The organism is Treponema porcinum (genome assembly GCF_900167145.1).
GTDB lineage: Bacteria > Spirochaetota > Spirochaetia > Treponematales > Treponemataceae > Treponema_D > Treponema_D porcinum.
Genome location: NZ_FUWG01000002.1, coordinates 76,745 through 89,934, shown reverse-complemented (window position 1 = coordinate 89,934; position 13,190 = coordinate 76,745). Strand labels below are relative to the sequence as shown.

General features: G+C 44.4%; 13 protein-coding genes and 1 pseudogene. 4 read left to right on the top strand and 10 right to left on the bottom strand.

Annotated elements, in window-relative coordinates:
- The first annotated feature begins 3 nt into the window (after positions 1–3).
- Positions 4–957, top strand: a complete 954-nt coding sequence (locus tag B5D55_RS00410; protein ID WP_078932006.1) for a hypothetical protein — start codon at positions 4–6, stop codon at positions 955–957.
- 9 nt (positions 958–966) lie between these two features.
- Here B5D55_RS00410 and B5D55_RS00405 read toward each other — a convergent pair whose 3' ends face one another.
- Both B5D55_RS00405 and B5D55_RS00400 read right to left on the bottom strand, forming a co-directional pair.
- Positions 967–1,563, bottom strand: coding sequence for a TetR/AcrR family transcriptional regulator (locus tag B5D55_RS00405; protein WP_078932005.1), 597 nt, complete (start codon positions 1,561–1,563; stop codon positions 967–969).
- Entirely contained in the window at positions 1,538–2,731 is a 1,194-nt protein-coding gene (locus B5D55_RS00400) for a THUMP domain-containing class I SAM-dependent RNA methyltransferase (RefSeq protein ID WP_078932004.1), read from the bottom strand. The genes B5D55_RS00405 and B5D55_RS00400 overlap by 26 nt, the downstream gene beginning before the upstream one ends.
- Positions 2,732–2,918: 187 nt before the next feature.
- Here B5D55_RS00400 and B5D55_RS00395 point away from each other — a divergent pair, with 187 nt between their 5' ends.
- From B5D55_RS00395 to sdaAA, 3 genes are all read left to right on the top strand, one after another.
- Positions 2,919–4,178 (top strand): ABC transporter substrate-binding protein, encoded by a 1,260-nt coding sequence (locus B5D55_RS00395; protein ID WP_159446113.1) that lies wholly within the window; start codon positions 2,919–2,921, stop codon positions 4,176–4,178.
- A gap of 132 nt (positions 4,179–4,310) precedes the next feature.
- Positions 4,311–4,973, top strand: coding sequence for an L-serine ammonia-lyase, iron-sulfur-dependent subunit beta (gene sdaAB, locus B5D55_RS00390; RefSeq protein WP_078932002.1), 663 nt, complete (start codon positions 4,311–4,313; stop codon positions 4,971–4,973).
- Positions 4,974–4,983: 10 nt separating this feature from the next.
- Positions 4,984–5,853 (top strand): L-serine ammonia-lyase, iron-sulfur-dependent, subunit alpha, encoded by an 870-nt coding sequence (gene sdaAA, locus B5D55_RS00385; RefSeq protein WP_078932001.1) that lies wholly within the window; start codon positions 4,984–4,986, stop codon positions 5,851–5,853.
- 10 nt (positions 5,854–5,863) lie between these two features.
- On the opposite strand, the gene B5D55_RS00380 is transcribed toward sdaAA, so the two are convergent.
- The 8 genes and pseudogenes from B5D55_RS00380 to B5D55_RS12085 form a co-directional block, all read right to left on the bottom strand.
- Positions 5,864–6,505 carry a trimeric intracellular cation channel family protein gene (locus B5D55_RS00380; protein WP_078932000.1) on the bottom strand — a complete coding sequence of 214 codons (642 nt, stop codon included), beginning with the start codon at positions 6,503–6,505 and terminating at the stop codon, positions 5,864–5,866.
- 1 nt (position 6,506) lies between these two features.
- Positions 6,507–7,247, bottom strand: a complete 741-nt coding sequence (locus B5D55_RS00375; protein ID WP_078931999.1) for an ABC transporter ATP-binding protein — start codon at positions 7,245–7,247, stop codon at positions 6,507–6,509.
- 118 nt (positions 7,248–7,365) lie between these two features.
- Positions 7,366–8,178, bottom strand: a complete 813-nt coding sequence (locus tag B5D55_RS00370) for an ABC transporter ATP-binding protein (protein WP_078931998.1) — start codon at positions 8,176–8,178, stop codon at positions 7,366–7,368.
- Complete coding sequence (locus B5D55_RS00365) at positions 8,175–9,266, bottom strand: branched-chain amino acid ABC transporter permease (protein WP_143593109.1); 1,092 nt, start codon at positions 9,264–9,266, stop codon at positions 8,175–8,177. Before B5D55_RS00365 ends, B5D55_RS00370 begins: the two co-directional genes overlap by 4 nt.
- Positions 9,267–9,305: 39 nt before the next feature.
- The gene (locus B5D55_RS00360) at positions 9,306–10,220 is read right to left on the bottom strand and encodes a branched-chain amino acid ABC transporter permease (RefSeq protein WP_078931997.1); all 915 of its coding nucleotides are present in this window, start codon (positions 10,218–10,220) and stop codon (positions 9,306–9,308) included.
- A 279-nt stretch (positions 10,221–10,499) separates the two neighbouring features.
- A complete protein-coding gene (locus B5D55_RS00355) occupies positions 10,500–11,666 on the bottom strand; it encodes an ABC transporter substrate-binding protein (RefSeq protein WP_078931996.1) in 1,167 nt (388 codons plus the stop codon).
- Between the two features lie 218 nt (positions 11,667–11,884).
- A complete protein-coding gene (locus B5D55_RS12090) occupies positions 11,885–12,571 on the bottom strand; it encodes a dehydroquinate synthase/iron-containing alcohol dehydrogenase family protein (RefSeq protein WP_456154918.1) in 687 nt (228 codons plus the stop codon).
- 18 nt (positions 12,572–12,589) lie between these two features.
- A pseudogene (locus B5D55_RS12085) lies at positions 12,590–13,047 on the bottom strand (iron-containing alcohol dehydrogenase); the annotation flags it as partial.
- Positions 13,048–13,190 lie beyond the last annotated feature (143 nt).

The following is a 13,190-nucleotide window of genomic DNA, read 5'->3' as shown; positions in this document are numbered from 1 at the left end:
TTTATGAAAAAAATTCTAGGATTTCTCTGTATTTTACCGGCAGTTTTTTTTGCGCTGACGTCCTGCAAGTCTCAGGATGATGAGGAAATTCAAAAACCGTATATAACTATAGATAACGCGAACAGTTCAATTGACGTTTCTTTATATTTAAAATCAGATATTTCGTATGCTAATTTGTTCCGTAGGAAATTAAACAATACAACCGGAGAGGAATTAGATGGTAGCGCAGAAAATATTGCTCAGTTTTTTCCGCTTGGTAATTCATTGCCGGCTATTACTTTTAATGACAAATTGATTTCAGATGAACAGATGTATGCGTACTGCGTGCGTTACTTTAAGGACGGAAGATATGAAATAACCGGCTGGTCAGACTGGCCCAGGGTCAATTCTGAGGAGAATGCGTCTTTTATTCCTGCTCCTACAACCGGCTATTCTGACGCTGATTTTAAATACATTATTCCTGACGGCTGTTATCTGGAATTTGACAAAACGTATTCCTGGCTTACAGTGAAGGGCGGAACGATAGAACTTCCTGCGTCTGCTTCCGTGCTTTTTGACGGATATACGCCGTGCCTTGTTGTTTCTGCCGGTTCAAAAACGCGTCCGTTCAGCATAAAGAGTTCTCTTGAAAATCTAGAGGAAGATTTTGTTATTGATTTACGTAATATCCTGCTGAAAGATTTTTTTGATGTTGATATAAAAATAGAGGGATTTGTTTTTGAAAAGACTGAAAAAAAGCCGTCCGGCGCGCAGTTTAACCAGATAAAGTGGTCGCAGATTGTACCGATTACAGTAAAAGATTTGGATGGCAAGGAAGTGGAGTCTGCTAAAATTTCTCTTGGTGCGTCCTCCGATGAAAATCACGATTTGTCCGGCTACAGCCGTTTTGCCTCAAGCACAGCTGATGATACTGATAATGCGGAAACTGCGCCGGATTTAAGCGCGTATTCACGGTAAGGGGCGGTTTTATTTTCTTGTAATTCCGTCGATGGCAAGATTTATTGCAGATTTCATTTCCTGTATGTTGTTCTGATTAAGGATTACAAGCCGAAAAATTGCCGATTCAATAAAACTGTACAGAAGTTCGTTCGTGTCTTTTACGTTTATGTTATTGAATTCACCGTTCTTTATTCCCTGAATTACAAGAAGCGAAAGCAGATGGCGCAGTCGGATTACCCTGCGCCGTACCCGTTCGCCGGAATCGATGCCTGCTTTCTGTAATTGCAGAAGATATGGAAGGAGAACGCTGAACAGTTTTTGGTTTTCCTGACATTCGTCAATTATTTTTTCAAGCATAGAACGCAGGGCTGTTTCTGCGGAAACAGACTTGTTCTTTACAATGGAAACAAGTTCTGCCTCAAGTCGTGACGTAAGCTGCTTTATGCTCCACAAAAAGATTTCGCGCTTGTTTTTAAAATAAATATACAACGTCGTGCGCGTAATTCCGCACCTGTCCGCGATTTTCTGAAAAGTTACGTCTTCAAATCCTTCTTCAATAAAAACATCGAGTGCTTTCTGCAAAATCTCGTGTTTTCGTTTATCGTGTTCTACGATAGTCGCCACCTCTTTCCTCTCTGTTTCTGTATATGTATAAAGTCGTGTCTAAATTTCCTGCCTTAAGGTCTTTAAGAAGCGAAGCATACGCTCCGAAATTTTCCTGGAACTTTTTATGCGCGGTGATTACGCCGAAATTCCACCCGGAAAATTCATCGCGCAGGCACTTCATTTTTCTGTACAGTGCTTCGGCTTCTTCTTCATCGCCAAGACGTTCTCCGTACGGAGGATTGCACAGAATAAGCCCGGTCGGGTATGGTGCGGTAAGTTCGCTAAAGTCTGCCTGCACAAAATCCGGGCGCGGAACTTTTGCATCACTTCCTATAGACTGAAGGGCGCGTCCTGCCATAACGCAGGCATATTCTGCATTCTTGCGGCTTCTTTCTACAGCCGCGCTATCAATATCGCTTCCGGTGATGCGGACTTCTACGTCCGTGCGGATAAGGGATGCTTCGTTGCGGCGTATTTCTTCGGCGCGGCGCGCATTGTAGATTGGTAAATTTTCAATTGCAAAACGCCTTCCGAATCCCGGCGCAACGTTAAACGCATACAAGGTGGCTTCGATTGGAATAGTTCCTGAACCGCAGAAAGGATCGTGCAGCGGTATTTTTCTGCGCCACATCAATTCCTGAAGCAGGACGGCAGCAACCGTTTCACGAAGCGGCGCAATTCCTCCGTCTACGCGGTATCCGCGCTTATGAAGCGGAAGTCCTGAAAGATCAAGCAGGATGAGAGCGTTGTTTTCGTCCAGATAGACGCGTACATTTGATTCCGAACCAGTTTCTGGAAGGGAGGACATATGCCACCGTTCGCCAAGCTTCTGATAAATCGCTTTCTGTACAATTCCCTGAATTGCGTGTTCAGAATTCAGTTTGGATTTATAACAGCGAACTTTATCAACGGTAACTTTCGTGTCCTTTTTAAAATAATTCTGCCAGTCTATGCTGTGTACTCCGTCAAAAAGCTGGTCAAAATCTTCTGCCGGGTATGATGCCATCTGTAAAAAAACCCTGTCGGCTGTCCTGAGGCAAAGGTTTGCACGGTAAAGAGAATCGTCGTCACCGGTAAAAAAGACGCGTCCGGGAGCGTTTCCGGCAAGCTTATAGCCGAGGTGCTTTATCTCATTGCCAAGGATTTTTTCTGCGCCGACTGCGCATAGTGCAACTAATGTATTCATAATTCTGTCAGTTTAACATCTTAACAAAAAATGAGCAATTGTCGGAAAAAATCTGGAAGTTCCCGGAAATTTCTGTTTATCTGGCGGTTCTGTTGTTCTTCAGATTTTAAAAACAAATTGTTTGACGGCTTGTTTTTTTGGGGATATGATAGAACCGCAGAGAGATTTCAAAAAAAGAGGGAAATCTATGAGAAATAAAAAAGTGTTTTTCATTTTGCCGGTAGTTTTTTTTGTTCTTCTGATTGTTGCTCTCAGAAGTCTTAATTCAAAGTCGAATGTATTGCAGTTCTATCTTATGGATTCGGGAAAAAAAGATGTGTTTGAATATCTGACACAAAAATTCTGTGCTGAAACAAAAAGCAGGTATAAAATCAAAATCCTTACGGCTGGTGATTCGCGACTGTATCTTCGTGCCCGGATTGAAAAGAATGACATTCCTGATGTCATTGCAATGGATGGAAATTCTATTTATACAGAACTTGCTGAAGGCGGATATCTGATGAATCTTGAAAAAGAAAAATTCATCAAATCCATAAACGAGCATTACATCAATATGCTTTACCAGATAAACGGCAGTAAGGGACGTGAAATTTTAGGAATTCCGTATGCGGTGAATGCGTCCGGGCTTATGTATAACAAGGCGATTTTTGAAAAATACGGACTTATTCCGCCTAAAACCTGGTCTGAACTGATGAATGTCTGCACCGTGCTTAAAGAGGCCGGTATTCCTGCGTTTGCAATGTCTTTTGGTGAAAACTGGACGGCACTTCCTGTGTGGAACAATATTGTTCCTGTGATTGTTCCAGATTCATTTATTGAGCAGAAAAACAGCGGAAATACGTCTTTTTTGCAGACGCATCGCGAAGTTCTTGAAAAGTATGCAGCACTTTTGAACTATACGAAAGGAACGGAAGCAATTTCTTCCGTATATCTTGATGCCGTAAATGATTTTGCAAACGGAAAAATTGCGATGATGATAAACGGCATCTGGACAGTTCCGCTTGTAAAAAGGGCTAATCCTGATGCGCGTATTGATACGATAGTATTTCCGTCAAGTGACGTTGAGTCTGAAAATACGGTAAATTCAGGAATTGATATTGTTCTTACAATTTCAAAAACTTCTGAAAAGAAGCGGATTGCAAAGAAAATCGTGCAGTTTCTTCTTCGCCCGGAAAATTCCCAGATATATATTGACCGCCACTATTCATTTTCTACGGTGAACGGCGTAACGCAGAATGATCCGTCGTTTGCAGGTCTTATAGAAATTATGAAGGAAGGACGGATTTCTGATTTTCCGGATCATTATTATCCGGCAGGGTTTGACCTTGCTTCTATCCTGACAGATTTTGCACGCAATAAAGAAAAACGCATTCCTGATGAAAAAAACATTACCGCAACGCTTGCGCGCTGTGATTCAGAATACGAACAATGCCTTAAACTTAGGTAAGGAAAACGATGACGGCAGGCTGATTTTTTAACAGTCTGCCATTTTTTTATTTTCTTTTTTCCGTGTCAAGCCCCCTGATTTTTCTCTTTTTCTATAGTCATTAAATTTTACAGTAATTATAATATCCGTAGAATGAATATTTTTGATATTGTGGGACCTGTTATGGTCGGGCCTTCAAGTTCCCATACGGCTGGGGCTGTAAAAATCGGGTATGTTTCGCGGAAACTTCTTGCAGAGCCTGTAAAAAAAGCGCAGATTCTTCTGTACGGTTCTTTTCTTGCAACGGGAAAAGGTCACGGAACTACGCTTGCGCTGGTGGGCGGGCTTCTTGGTATGCAGCCGGACGATGAACGCATTGCGCGGAGTTTTGAGATTGCCAGGGAAAACGGGATGGAATTTTCATTCGGCAAATCTTCCCTTAAAAACAGCCATCCGAATTCCGTGCAGCTTATTCTGACCGGCGTAAATGGCAGGACGCTTGAGATTGTTGGAGAATCAATTGGCGGTTCTCTCATAAATATTGCAAGTATTGACGGTCTTAGTGCGAATTTCAGCGGTGAACGTCCTACGCTTATAGTGCATAATCTTGACCAGCCCGGTCACGTTGCCGAAGTAACAAGCATGCTCAGCCATAAATCAGTAAATATTGCTGCCATGCAGTTGTATCGTTCCAGCCGGGGCGGAAATGCAGTTATGGTGATTGAGTGCGATCAGGAAGTTCCGCCGGAATCGGTAAAGTGGCTTTCTCATCTTGAAGGTGTAGAAAAAGTAACGTATTACAGTTTGCTTGACTAGGAAGGATGCTGTGAGTTTTGGAAAATTATCAGAGATAACAAAGATTGCGGAGAAAAAAGGCTGTCCGTTCTGGCAGATTATAATAGAAGACGATATGAAGGAACGGAATGTTTCGTTTGCTGAGTCATTCGGAACGATGGAAAAAATGTTCCGTGCAATGAAGGACGCTGATTTATCATACGATGCGTCGCTTCGATCGGCAAGCGGTTTGAGCGGTGGCGACGGCGCAAAACTTGAGGCATTCAGAAAGCAGCCGAACAGGCTTGTGGGTGATTTTATTACGGAAGTGATGGAAAAAGCGGTGAAGATGGGTGAGTCGAATGCTTGTATGAAACGTATTGTAGCCGCACCTACCGCTGGAAGCTGCGGCATTATTCCGGCTGTGATTCTTACGTATTTGGAGCAGAAGGAGTGCGGCGAAGAAAAAATAATTCAGGCGCTGTACGTTGCCGCAGGAATAGGAGGAGTGATTGCAAGTGCGGCAAGCATTTCCGGCGCAGAAGGCGGATGCCAGGCGGAGATTGGCTCTGCAAGCGCGATGGCGGCAGGTGCAATCACGTTTTTGGAGGGAGGCACGAACTGGCAAATTCTAGATGCAGTTGCGCTTTCGCTGAAAAATATGCTTGGTCTTACCTGTGATCCAGTTGCCGGGCTTGTAGAAGTGCCGTGCATAAAAAGGAATGTATGCGGCGCGGTGAATGCAGTCGTGTCATCGCAAATGGTAATGGCAGGCATAAAAAGCGCCGTTCCTGCTGACGAAGTAATAGAGTCTATGGGAAGAATAGGAAAACTTCTTCCTTCCTGCCTGAAAGAAACAAGCGGCGAAGGTCTTGCCGTAACGCCTACTGCCGCCGCAGTAATGGAAAAGATGAAAGGTTAGCGGTAGGTGATCAGTCCGGCTTGGGAAGATGCCATTTAAAAAAGACTGCAAGCAAGCGGAGAAGTACGGTCAGCGCCGTGCCGGAGATGAGCGCCGCTGTTTCTCCGAGCAATGAGCGCATTGCGATGCACAGAACTGCGCCTAAAACGGCGGCACAGGCATAAAAATCTTTTACAAAAACAGACGGAATGCGGCAGGAAAATACATCTCGCAGAACGCCTCCGCCGACTCCAGTTACAGTTCCTACGAATACGGCAAGAAATTCCTGTTGTTCTGGAAAGCGGTTAAGGCTTGTAATTACGCCGGCTGCCGTAAAAATACCGAGTCCTACAGAATCCATTATTAATAGAAGAAGGGAGAAAAATCGCCTGTGTGCCGTGCGGAATGCGGCGCTCGACCAGGAAATGTTTGCTTTTGGTGCGGTGATGAAAAATAGTATTGAAACGAATGCCGCACAGGCGGCGTATACCGGATGCGTAAAGGCAGATGGCGGCGTTATTCCAAGCAGAAGGTCGCGGATAATGCCGCCACCGCAGGCAGTCGTCATTCCAAGAATGACACAGCCGAAAATATCCATTTTTTTATGAACGGCGGCTGCTGCGCCCGAAAAAGCGAACGCAGCAGTTCCGGTCAGTTCAAAAAGAAAAAGCATATTATCCGCCCAGATAAGCTTTTTTTACGTCCGGGTTTGACGCAATTTCTTCGCTTGTTCCGCTTGCAATTATTTCGCCTGTTGCAAGTACGTATGCGCGGCTTGCAAATTCAAGGGCGACTTTTGCATTCTGTTCTACAACAAGAATAGTCATTTTTTCCGTGTAGTTAAGGCGTTTTAGTGCGCGGAACATTTCAAACATAAGTTTAGGCGCAAGTCCCATACTCGGTTCGTCAAGCATAATGAACGAACAGTCTGTCATAAGTGCGCGTCCTACTGCAAGCATCTGCTGTTCTCCGCCTGAAAGCAGTTCGCTCCGCTGCTTCCGCCGTTCGTACAGGCGCGGAAACAGGTCATACACAAGGTCGTAAAGTTCTGCCGAGCGCGAATCGCGGTCAGGACAGTTTTTCCGTCCGTATGTTGCCATCTGCAAGTTTTCCTCAACGGTGAGGTTTCCGAAAATGTGCCGTCCTTCAGGAACAAGACACATCATTCTTTTCTGAATGAGCGCGTATGGTTCTGTTTTAAGGATGCTGTTTCCTTCAAAAAGAATGTCTCCGCTTTTTACGACAGGAGCTTCCGGACGTCCGAGCCGTGCAAGACTCATAAGCGTCGAGGTTTTTCCCGCGCCGTTTGCTCCGATTAGCGTAACGATTTCTCCCTTGTCAACGTTGAACGAAATTCCGTGAAGCGCTTCTATGTTTCCGTATGATACCTTTAAATCCTTTACTTCAAGCATCATATATACCTCTTCTATCTTAAATTTTTAATCAGCAGTTCCGGAGAAAGCACCGAGATAACGGTACAAAACCGGATGGCGTATTTTTCTGGAACTTCATACCCTGACGCCAGCATTTCGGCTAGTGATTGAACGGCGCCTTAAAATTCTTAAGTTCCTCGTCAATTTCTGCATTTCCAAGATATGCATCAATGACTGCCTGATTTCCTTGAATTTCTGCCGGCGTGCCTTCTGCAAGTTCTTTTCCAAAGTTGATTACCTTGATGTGGTCGCACAGTGACGTTACTACCTGCATCTGATGTTCAATCATCCAGATTGTTACGCCGAACGTATCGTGAATCCATCTGATGTAGGAAATAAGACCGTCAAGATCAGAGGTAGAAAGACCTGCCGCCGGTTCGTCCAGAAGCAGAAGTTTCGGTTCAAGGCTGAGCGCACGCGCAATTTCTACGCGCCGTTGAATTCCGTACGGCAGGTTCTTCGGGTAGTCAAGCGCACTGTCTGCAAGGCTGAACTTGTCAAGAAGTGTCCATGCTTTTTCGTGAATTTCTTTTTCTCTCGCACGGTAGTTTTTTGTTCGCAGAAAAGCATCTTTCAGGTTAAACCCGAGCCTTGAATGCTGGGCAATGCAGATGTTGTCAAGGACGGTCATATCGCTCCACAAACGTATGTTCTGAAACGTTCGTCCGATATGAAGGTCTGCGATTTTGTGAGGACGAAGCCCGTTCAGTTTCTGCCCGTCAAAAACTATGCTTCCTTCAGACGGAACATAAAATCCGCTTACAAGATTAAATACTGTAGTTTTTCCGGCTCCGTTCGGTCCGATAAGTCCGTTTATAGAACCTTTCTGAAGGTCAACGTTTATGTCTGTAAGTGCCTGAAGTCCGCCGAAACGGTGCGTAAGGTGTTCTATTTTAAGCAGTGTTTCACTCATGCAGCTCCTCCTTCCTTGGAAAGCGCTTCAGGCTTCTCAAGGTTCTTGTTTGCAGGAAACAGTTTTTTCAGTGCAGGGAATACCTGCGTAAGTTCGCGTGAACCCATAATTCCTTCCGGGTGGAATTCCATAATCAGGATAAGAATTAACGGAATGATAACCCATTTTAAAATCTGTGCCGGGCGTAAAAGTTCAAGCAGGAACGTAAATACTACTGCAGAAATGACTGAGCCGCTCAAAGAACCCATTCCGCCAAGGTAGACCATAACAAGGCTTTCCGTTGACTTCATAATTCCAAAGCTTGACGGATTTATAAAGCCAAGAAGATGCGCAAAAAGTCCGCCTGCGATTCCTGCAAGGAATGAACTGAACGTAAACGCAATCAGTTTCATTCGGTTTGTGTCTACGCTCATAATTTCTGCAGAAATTTCATCGTATTTTACTGCGCTTATTCCTTTTCCAAGCGTTGAGTTCATAAGAAAATGAATTGCAACTACTGCCGTTATTGCAAATATAAGCCCCCAGACAAGAATCCATGGAATGTCGATGACGCCAGCCATTCCGTTCATTACGGATTTCATCCCCATTAGTCCGCGGCTTGCGCCTACTGCCGGGATATTATTAATTGCCGTAGTAACGATGAAGTTTGCCGCAACGGTAATGATTGCAAGATAGTCGTCGCGCGTTTTGAAAGACGGGATGGCGACTATAAGGCTTACCAGCATTGATGCAAGTCCTCCGATTATAACGGCAATCGGAAACCCAAGAAGCGCCCAGCCTTCCGGGAGAAGCGCATGACCTGTAATGGCGTTTCCGTTTTTGAACAGAACGAGCGTTACTACGGAAGAAACGTATGCGCCTGTCGCCATAAATCCGCCGTGTCCGCAGGAAAATTCTCCCATATAGCCGTTTACGATGTTCAGGCTGGCGGACATAATTATGTTTATGCAGATAGTTACGATAATTGTCTGAAAATAGTTATTGATGATTTCAAACTTTGCCAGAACGGTAATTATAAGAATCATAATGACAGTCGTTACAGGCATAATGAATTTTCTTTGACTGTTAGAAAATTTGTCCAGTATCATATTTACCTCTGTTTTTCTTCGGCTTTGTTTTTTGTACAGCTAGATTTTTGTAGATTTTGCAACTCCAAAAAATCCGGTCGGCTTGAGCGTAAGGATTACTAGCAGAATTACAAATGAAATTAAATCCTTGTAGCTGGATGGAAGAAATGCAGTTACAAAAATTTCTACAAAACCAAGAAGGAATCCTCCCAAAAATGCTCCCTTGATGTCACCAATTCCTCCGACAACAGCTGCAATAAATGCCTTCCAGCCGATAATCATTCCCATATACGGATCCATAACCGGGTAGCTCATTCCGAAAAGAATTCCAGCAACGGCGGCAAGCGCAGATCCAAGCCCGAACGTAAAGGTGATGACCGTATTTACCGGAATTCCCATAAGCGGAATGGCGAATTTGTCGTAGGAAATTGCGCGCATACTCATTCCGAGCGTTGTTTTCTGTACGATGAACTGAAGAAGTCCGAAAATGACGACGGCGCTCACGATTACAAGAACTTTAAGGCTGGTGATGGTAACCGGACCTACGTTCCATACATATTTAGGAAGAATGTCCGGGAAGCTGCGTGCGCTTGCACCGAGCAGAGCAAGGTTTCCGTTTTCAAGGATAAATCCTATCATCAGCGCAGTAATTACGACGTACAGACGGTTTGCGCCTTTTGTACGGAGCGGACGATAGGCAATTCGTTCTATTCCTATTCCAAGAAGCGAAGTTAGCGCCATCGTTACTACAAGCGTAATTATGAAAAGCGGAACACCGGAAAGACTGGCAAAATGTGCCGCAAGAAACGCCACTACAAAAAAAGCAATGTAGCAGGAAGTCATAAAAATATCGCCGTGGGCAAAGTTGATGAGGCGCAGGACACCGTAAACCAGGCAGTAACCCAGTGCAATCATCGAGTAGAAGCTTCCCCATTGCAGCGCATTGAATACGTTTTGAACAAAGAATGTAAGCATATATACTCCCGTAAAAAATCAGTAAGAAAGTTTGTAACTCAAACTTGTATAAAATGTCTGGAACGAAAAAATTGAAGGACAGACAGAACGGATAAAATCAACCACCTCAACGCAGGCGTCGAGGTGTTGTTCTTAAAGGTATCGCAGTCGGTTTTTACGCCTTTTTTATGACGCACGGCGTCCTGGCATAAAATCTTCCGCACGAATAAAACGACTGTCCGCACAAGCTTCCTAAAAGGAACAGGAATTGCAGGACAGTCTTTGAAAAGGAAAGCTCGGTTACGGCTGTAAAGACTTAACGAACTCAAATTCGCCGTCTTTTGTAACCTGAACGACAACAGCTTCCTTTACAGGATCTCCGTCTGGAGTGAACTTCATATTTCCGGTTACGCCGGCAAAGCTTGAGATTTTTCCCATTGCGTCCTTTATTGCAATGCGGTCTTTCTTCAAGTTTCCTGTAAGACCTGCGTCCTGAATTGCCTGCAGAACGATGTATGTTGCATCGTATGTAAGTGCTGCAACGTCATCAGGAACATAGCCGTATGCCTTCTTGTATTTGTCGATGAATTCCTTTGTTTTTCCTGTTGCACCCTTTGCAGCGTAGTGAGTCGTGAAGAAGTCACCTACAACAGCACCCTTTGAGAGCGGGAACAAGTCTGCCGAACCCCAGGAGTCAGAACCCATAACAGGTTTTTTCCAGCCCAAATCCTTTGCCTGAGAAGTAAGCAATCCTACAAAGTTGTAGTAGCATGGAAGATACAGGAAATCTGCGTCTGAGTTTACGACTTTTGTAAGCTGAACGGAAAAATCCTGGTCTTTCTGACCGAATGATTCAAATACAACTGTTGAGCCGTATTTTGCGTTCCATTCATCGCGGAACAGTTCTGCAAGTGTCTTTGAATAGTCGTCCTCAAGATTGTAGATGATTGCAACTTTCTTTGCCTTGAACTGCTCGCTTGCGAATTTAGCTGCAACTGGAGCCTGGAACGGGTCAAGGAAGCATGCGCGGAAGCAGAACGGACGGTCTTTTGTTGCAGCCGGGTTTGTTGCCCACGGTGTAATCATCGGAACTTTTGCATCGTTGTAAACTTCGCCCGCTGGAATGGCACGTCCGGAACCTTCAGGACCGATGGAAGCAAGAACTTTGTCAATGTCGATGAGCTTGTTTGCAACGTTAATTGCGGAGTCTGCCTTAAGTTCATTGTCTACATAAATGAATTCCAGCTTGTATTTGGTGCCTTTTACGTCAAGACCGCCGGCTTCGTTGATTTCGTTTTTAATAATTTCACCGGCAAATTTTGCACTTTCACCTACTTTTGGTGAATCACCGGTCAACGGAATGTTGAATCCGAGCTTGATTGTTTTCTGCTTTGGTGCAGAAAAAGCACTGGTTGCTGCGATTCCAGCAATAAGACCAACTGTAACAAGATTTTTTAAAGCTTTCATATTCGGCTCCTTGTTTTTGTAGCAAAGAGCCGCAAAGCCCTTTGCTGAATAAAAATGCCATACGGCATTTTATGCAACGGCTTTGTTGCTTCCGTGTTTTTAACTTAGTATGAATGTTTTTTTTGTGCAATAGACTTTGAAATGAATTTTTTTAAATATTTTTCTTTAAAAATCAGTCAAAATCTATTGACAAAAACTGTTTTTTATAAATTCCGAATTTACGCCAGCCGGAGCCTGTCGTAAATTGCAATTATGTCTTCTTTTATAACAGCCTTCCGCGTGTTTGCAGGACTTCCTGAGGCAAGCGCATCGGATGCCATCTTTTCTTCGCTGACTGCAAATTTTTCAAGGTCAATTCCGTATTCGCGTAAAGAAGGAACTTCGAGCGTTTTTGTAAGGCGTTCAAGCGCGCCAAGAAATTTCTTTGATGCGCAGGAAGGGCTGTCTGTTTTTTCTGCCTCGCCGATTTCTTCTGCGATTTTTGCAAAGCGCTCTTCTGCGCCCTCGCCGTCAAGTGCAAAACGCAGGCATTCAGTGATGAGCATTGCGTTTGAAATTCCGTGCGGAACATGGAAAAGCGCGCCTATCGGACGGCTCATTCCGTGAACGAGCGTAACGCTTGAATTGTTTATGCACACTCCGGCTTCGTATGCAGCAAGCGCCATTTGTTCGCGGGCAGTTTTATCGTTTCCGTCTTTTGCAGCCAACGGAAGATATTTGAAAATCTGCTTTATTGCATCAAGGCAGTAAATGTCAGTTACGGGATTTGATTTTTTTGAAGTATACGCTTCAACTGCATGAGTGAGCGCGTCCATTCCCGTTGCTACTGTAATTGAAACAGGCGAACTTATCGTATACGTCCAGTCGATTACGGCAAGCTTTGGCAAAAGTGCATCGCCTTTCATCAAAAGTTTTGCATCGGTTGCAGTGTCAGTGTAGACAAAAAATTTCGTTGCCTCACTTCCTGTTCCTGCCGTCGTAGGAATAAGAACAAGCGGCGCAAAATCCCCGGACATTTCCTTTCCTGCATAGTCAGAAAGTTTCCCCGGAAGGACAGTCATCGCCGCAACAGCCTTTGCCGTATCAAGAGAGTTCCGCCTCCAAGCCCTATAATAAAATCGCATTTTTCTGACTTGAACACAGAAAGAGCTGCGTTAATCATCTTGTCGTCAGGTTCGCCCGGCAAATCGTTAAAAATAACTGACGAAATGCCGCGCACAGAAAGAACGTCCTGCACTTTTGCGGCAAGCCCCGTCTTTGTAATAATCTTACCGGTTACGATGAGCGCCTTCTTCCCGAAATCCGCAATATACGGCGCGGCAGTTTTAAGCGCTTTCTCGCCAAAAATCGTGCGTGGTGCGCAGGTAAAGTTGAATGACATAATATTCTCCCATAAAAATAGAATTTGAAGCACAAACTTACAGACAAAAACAGTACTGCAATTTCAGCCAGCGTTTTTTCCGGTTCTCCGTCAGTTTTCTCTGTACGTTCAGAACTATAAACGCTTTGCCCCGCTTTTGCACT

What these genes read in the sequence shown, in the direction of transcription:
- B5D55_RS00360 (WP_078931997.1), bottom strand. Translation starts at nt 10,220, where the DNA reads ATGCTTACATTCTTTGTTCAAAACGTATTCAATGCGCTGCAATGGGGA.
- B5D55_RS00370 (WP_078931998.1), bottom strand. Translation starts at nt 8,178, where the DNA reads ATGAGTGAAACACTGCTTAAAATAGAACACCTTACGCACCGTTTCGGC.
- B5D55_RS00410 (WP_078932006.1), top strand. Translation starts at nt 4, where the DNA reads ATGAAAAAAATTCTAGGATTTCTCTGTATTTTACCGGCAGTTTTTTTT.
- B5D55_RS00395 (WP_159446113.1), top strand. Translation starts at nt 2,919, where the DNA reads ATGAGAAATAAAAAAGTGTTTTTCATTTTGCCGGTAGTTTTTTTTGTT.
- B5D55_RS00400 (WP_078932004.1), bottom strand. Translation starts at nt 2,731, where the DNA reads ATGAATACATTAGTTGCACTATGCGCAGTCGGCGCAGAAAAAATCCTT.
- B5D55_RS00355 (WP_078931996.1), bottom strand. Translation starts at nt 11,666, where the DNA reads ATGAAAGCTTTAAAAAATCTTGTTACAGTTGGTCTTATTGCTGGAATC.
- B5D55_RS12090 (WP_456154918.1), bottom strand. Translation starts at nt 12,571, where the DNA reads ATGAAAGGCGATGCACTTTTGCCAAAGCTTGCCGTAATCGACTGGACG.
- B5D55_RS00375 (WP_078931999.1), bottom strand. Translation starts at nt 7,247, where the DNA reads ATGATGCTTGAAGTAAAGGATTTAAAGGTATCATACGGAAACATAGAA.
- sdaAB (WP_078932002.1), top strand. Translation starts at nt 4,311, where the DNA reads ATGAATATTTTTGATATTGTGGGACCTGTTATGGTCGGGCCTTCAAGT.
- B5D55_RS00380 (WP_078932000.1), bottom strand. Translation starts at nt 6,505, where the DNA reads ATGCTTTTTCTTTTTGAACTGACCGGAACTGCTGCGTTCGCTTTTTCG.
- B5D55_RS00365 (WP_143593109.1), bottom strand. Translation starts at nt 9,266, where the DNA reads ATGATACTGGACAAATTTTCTAACAGTCAAAGAAAATTCATTATGCCT.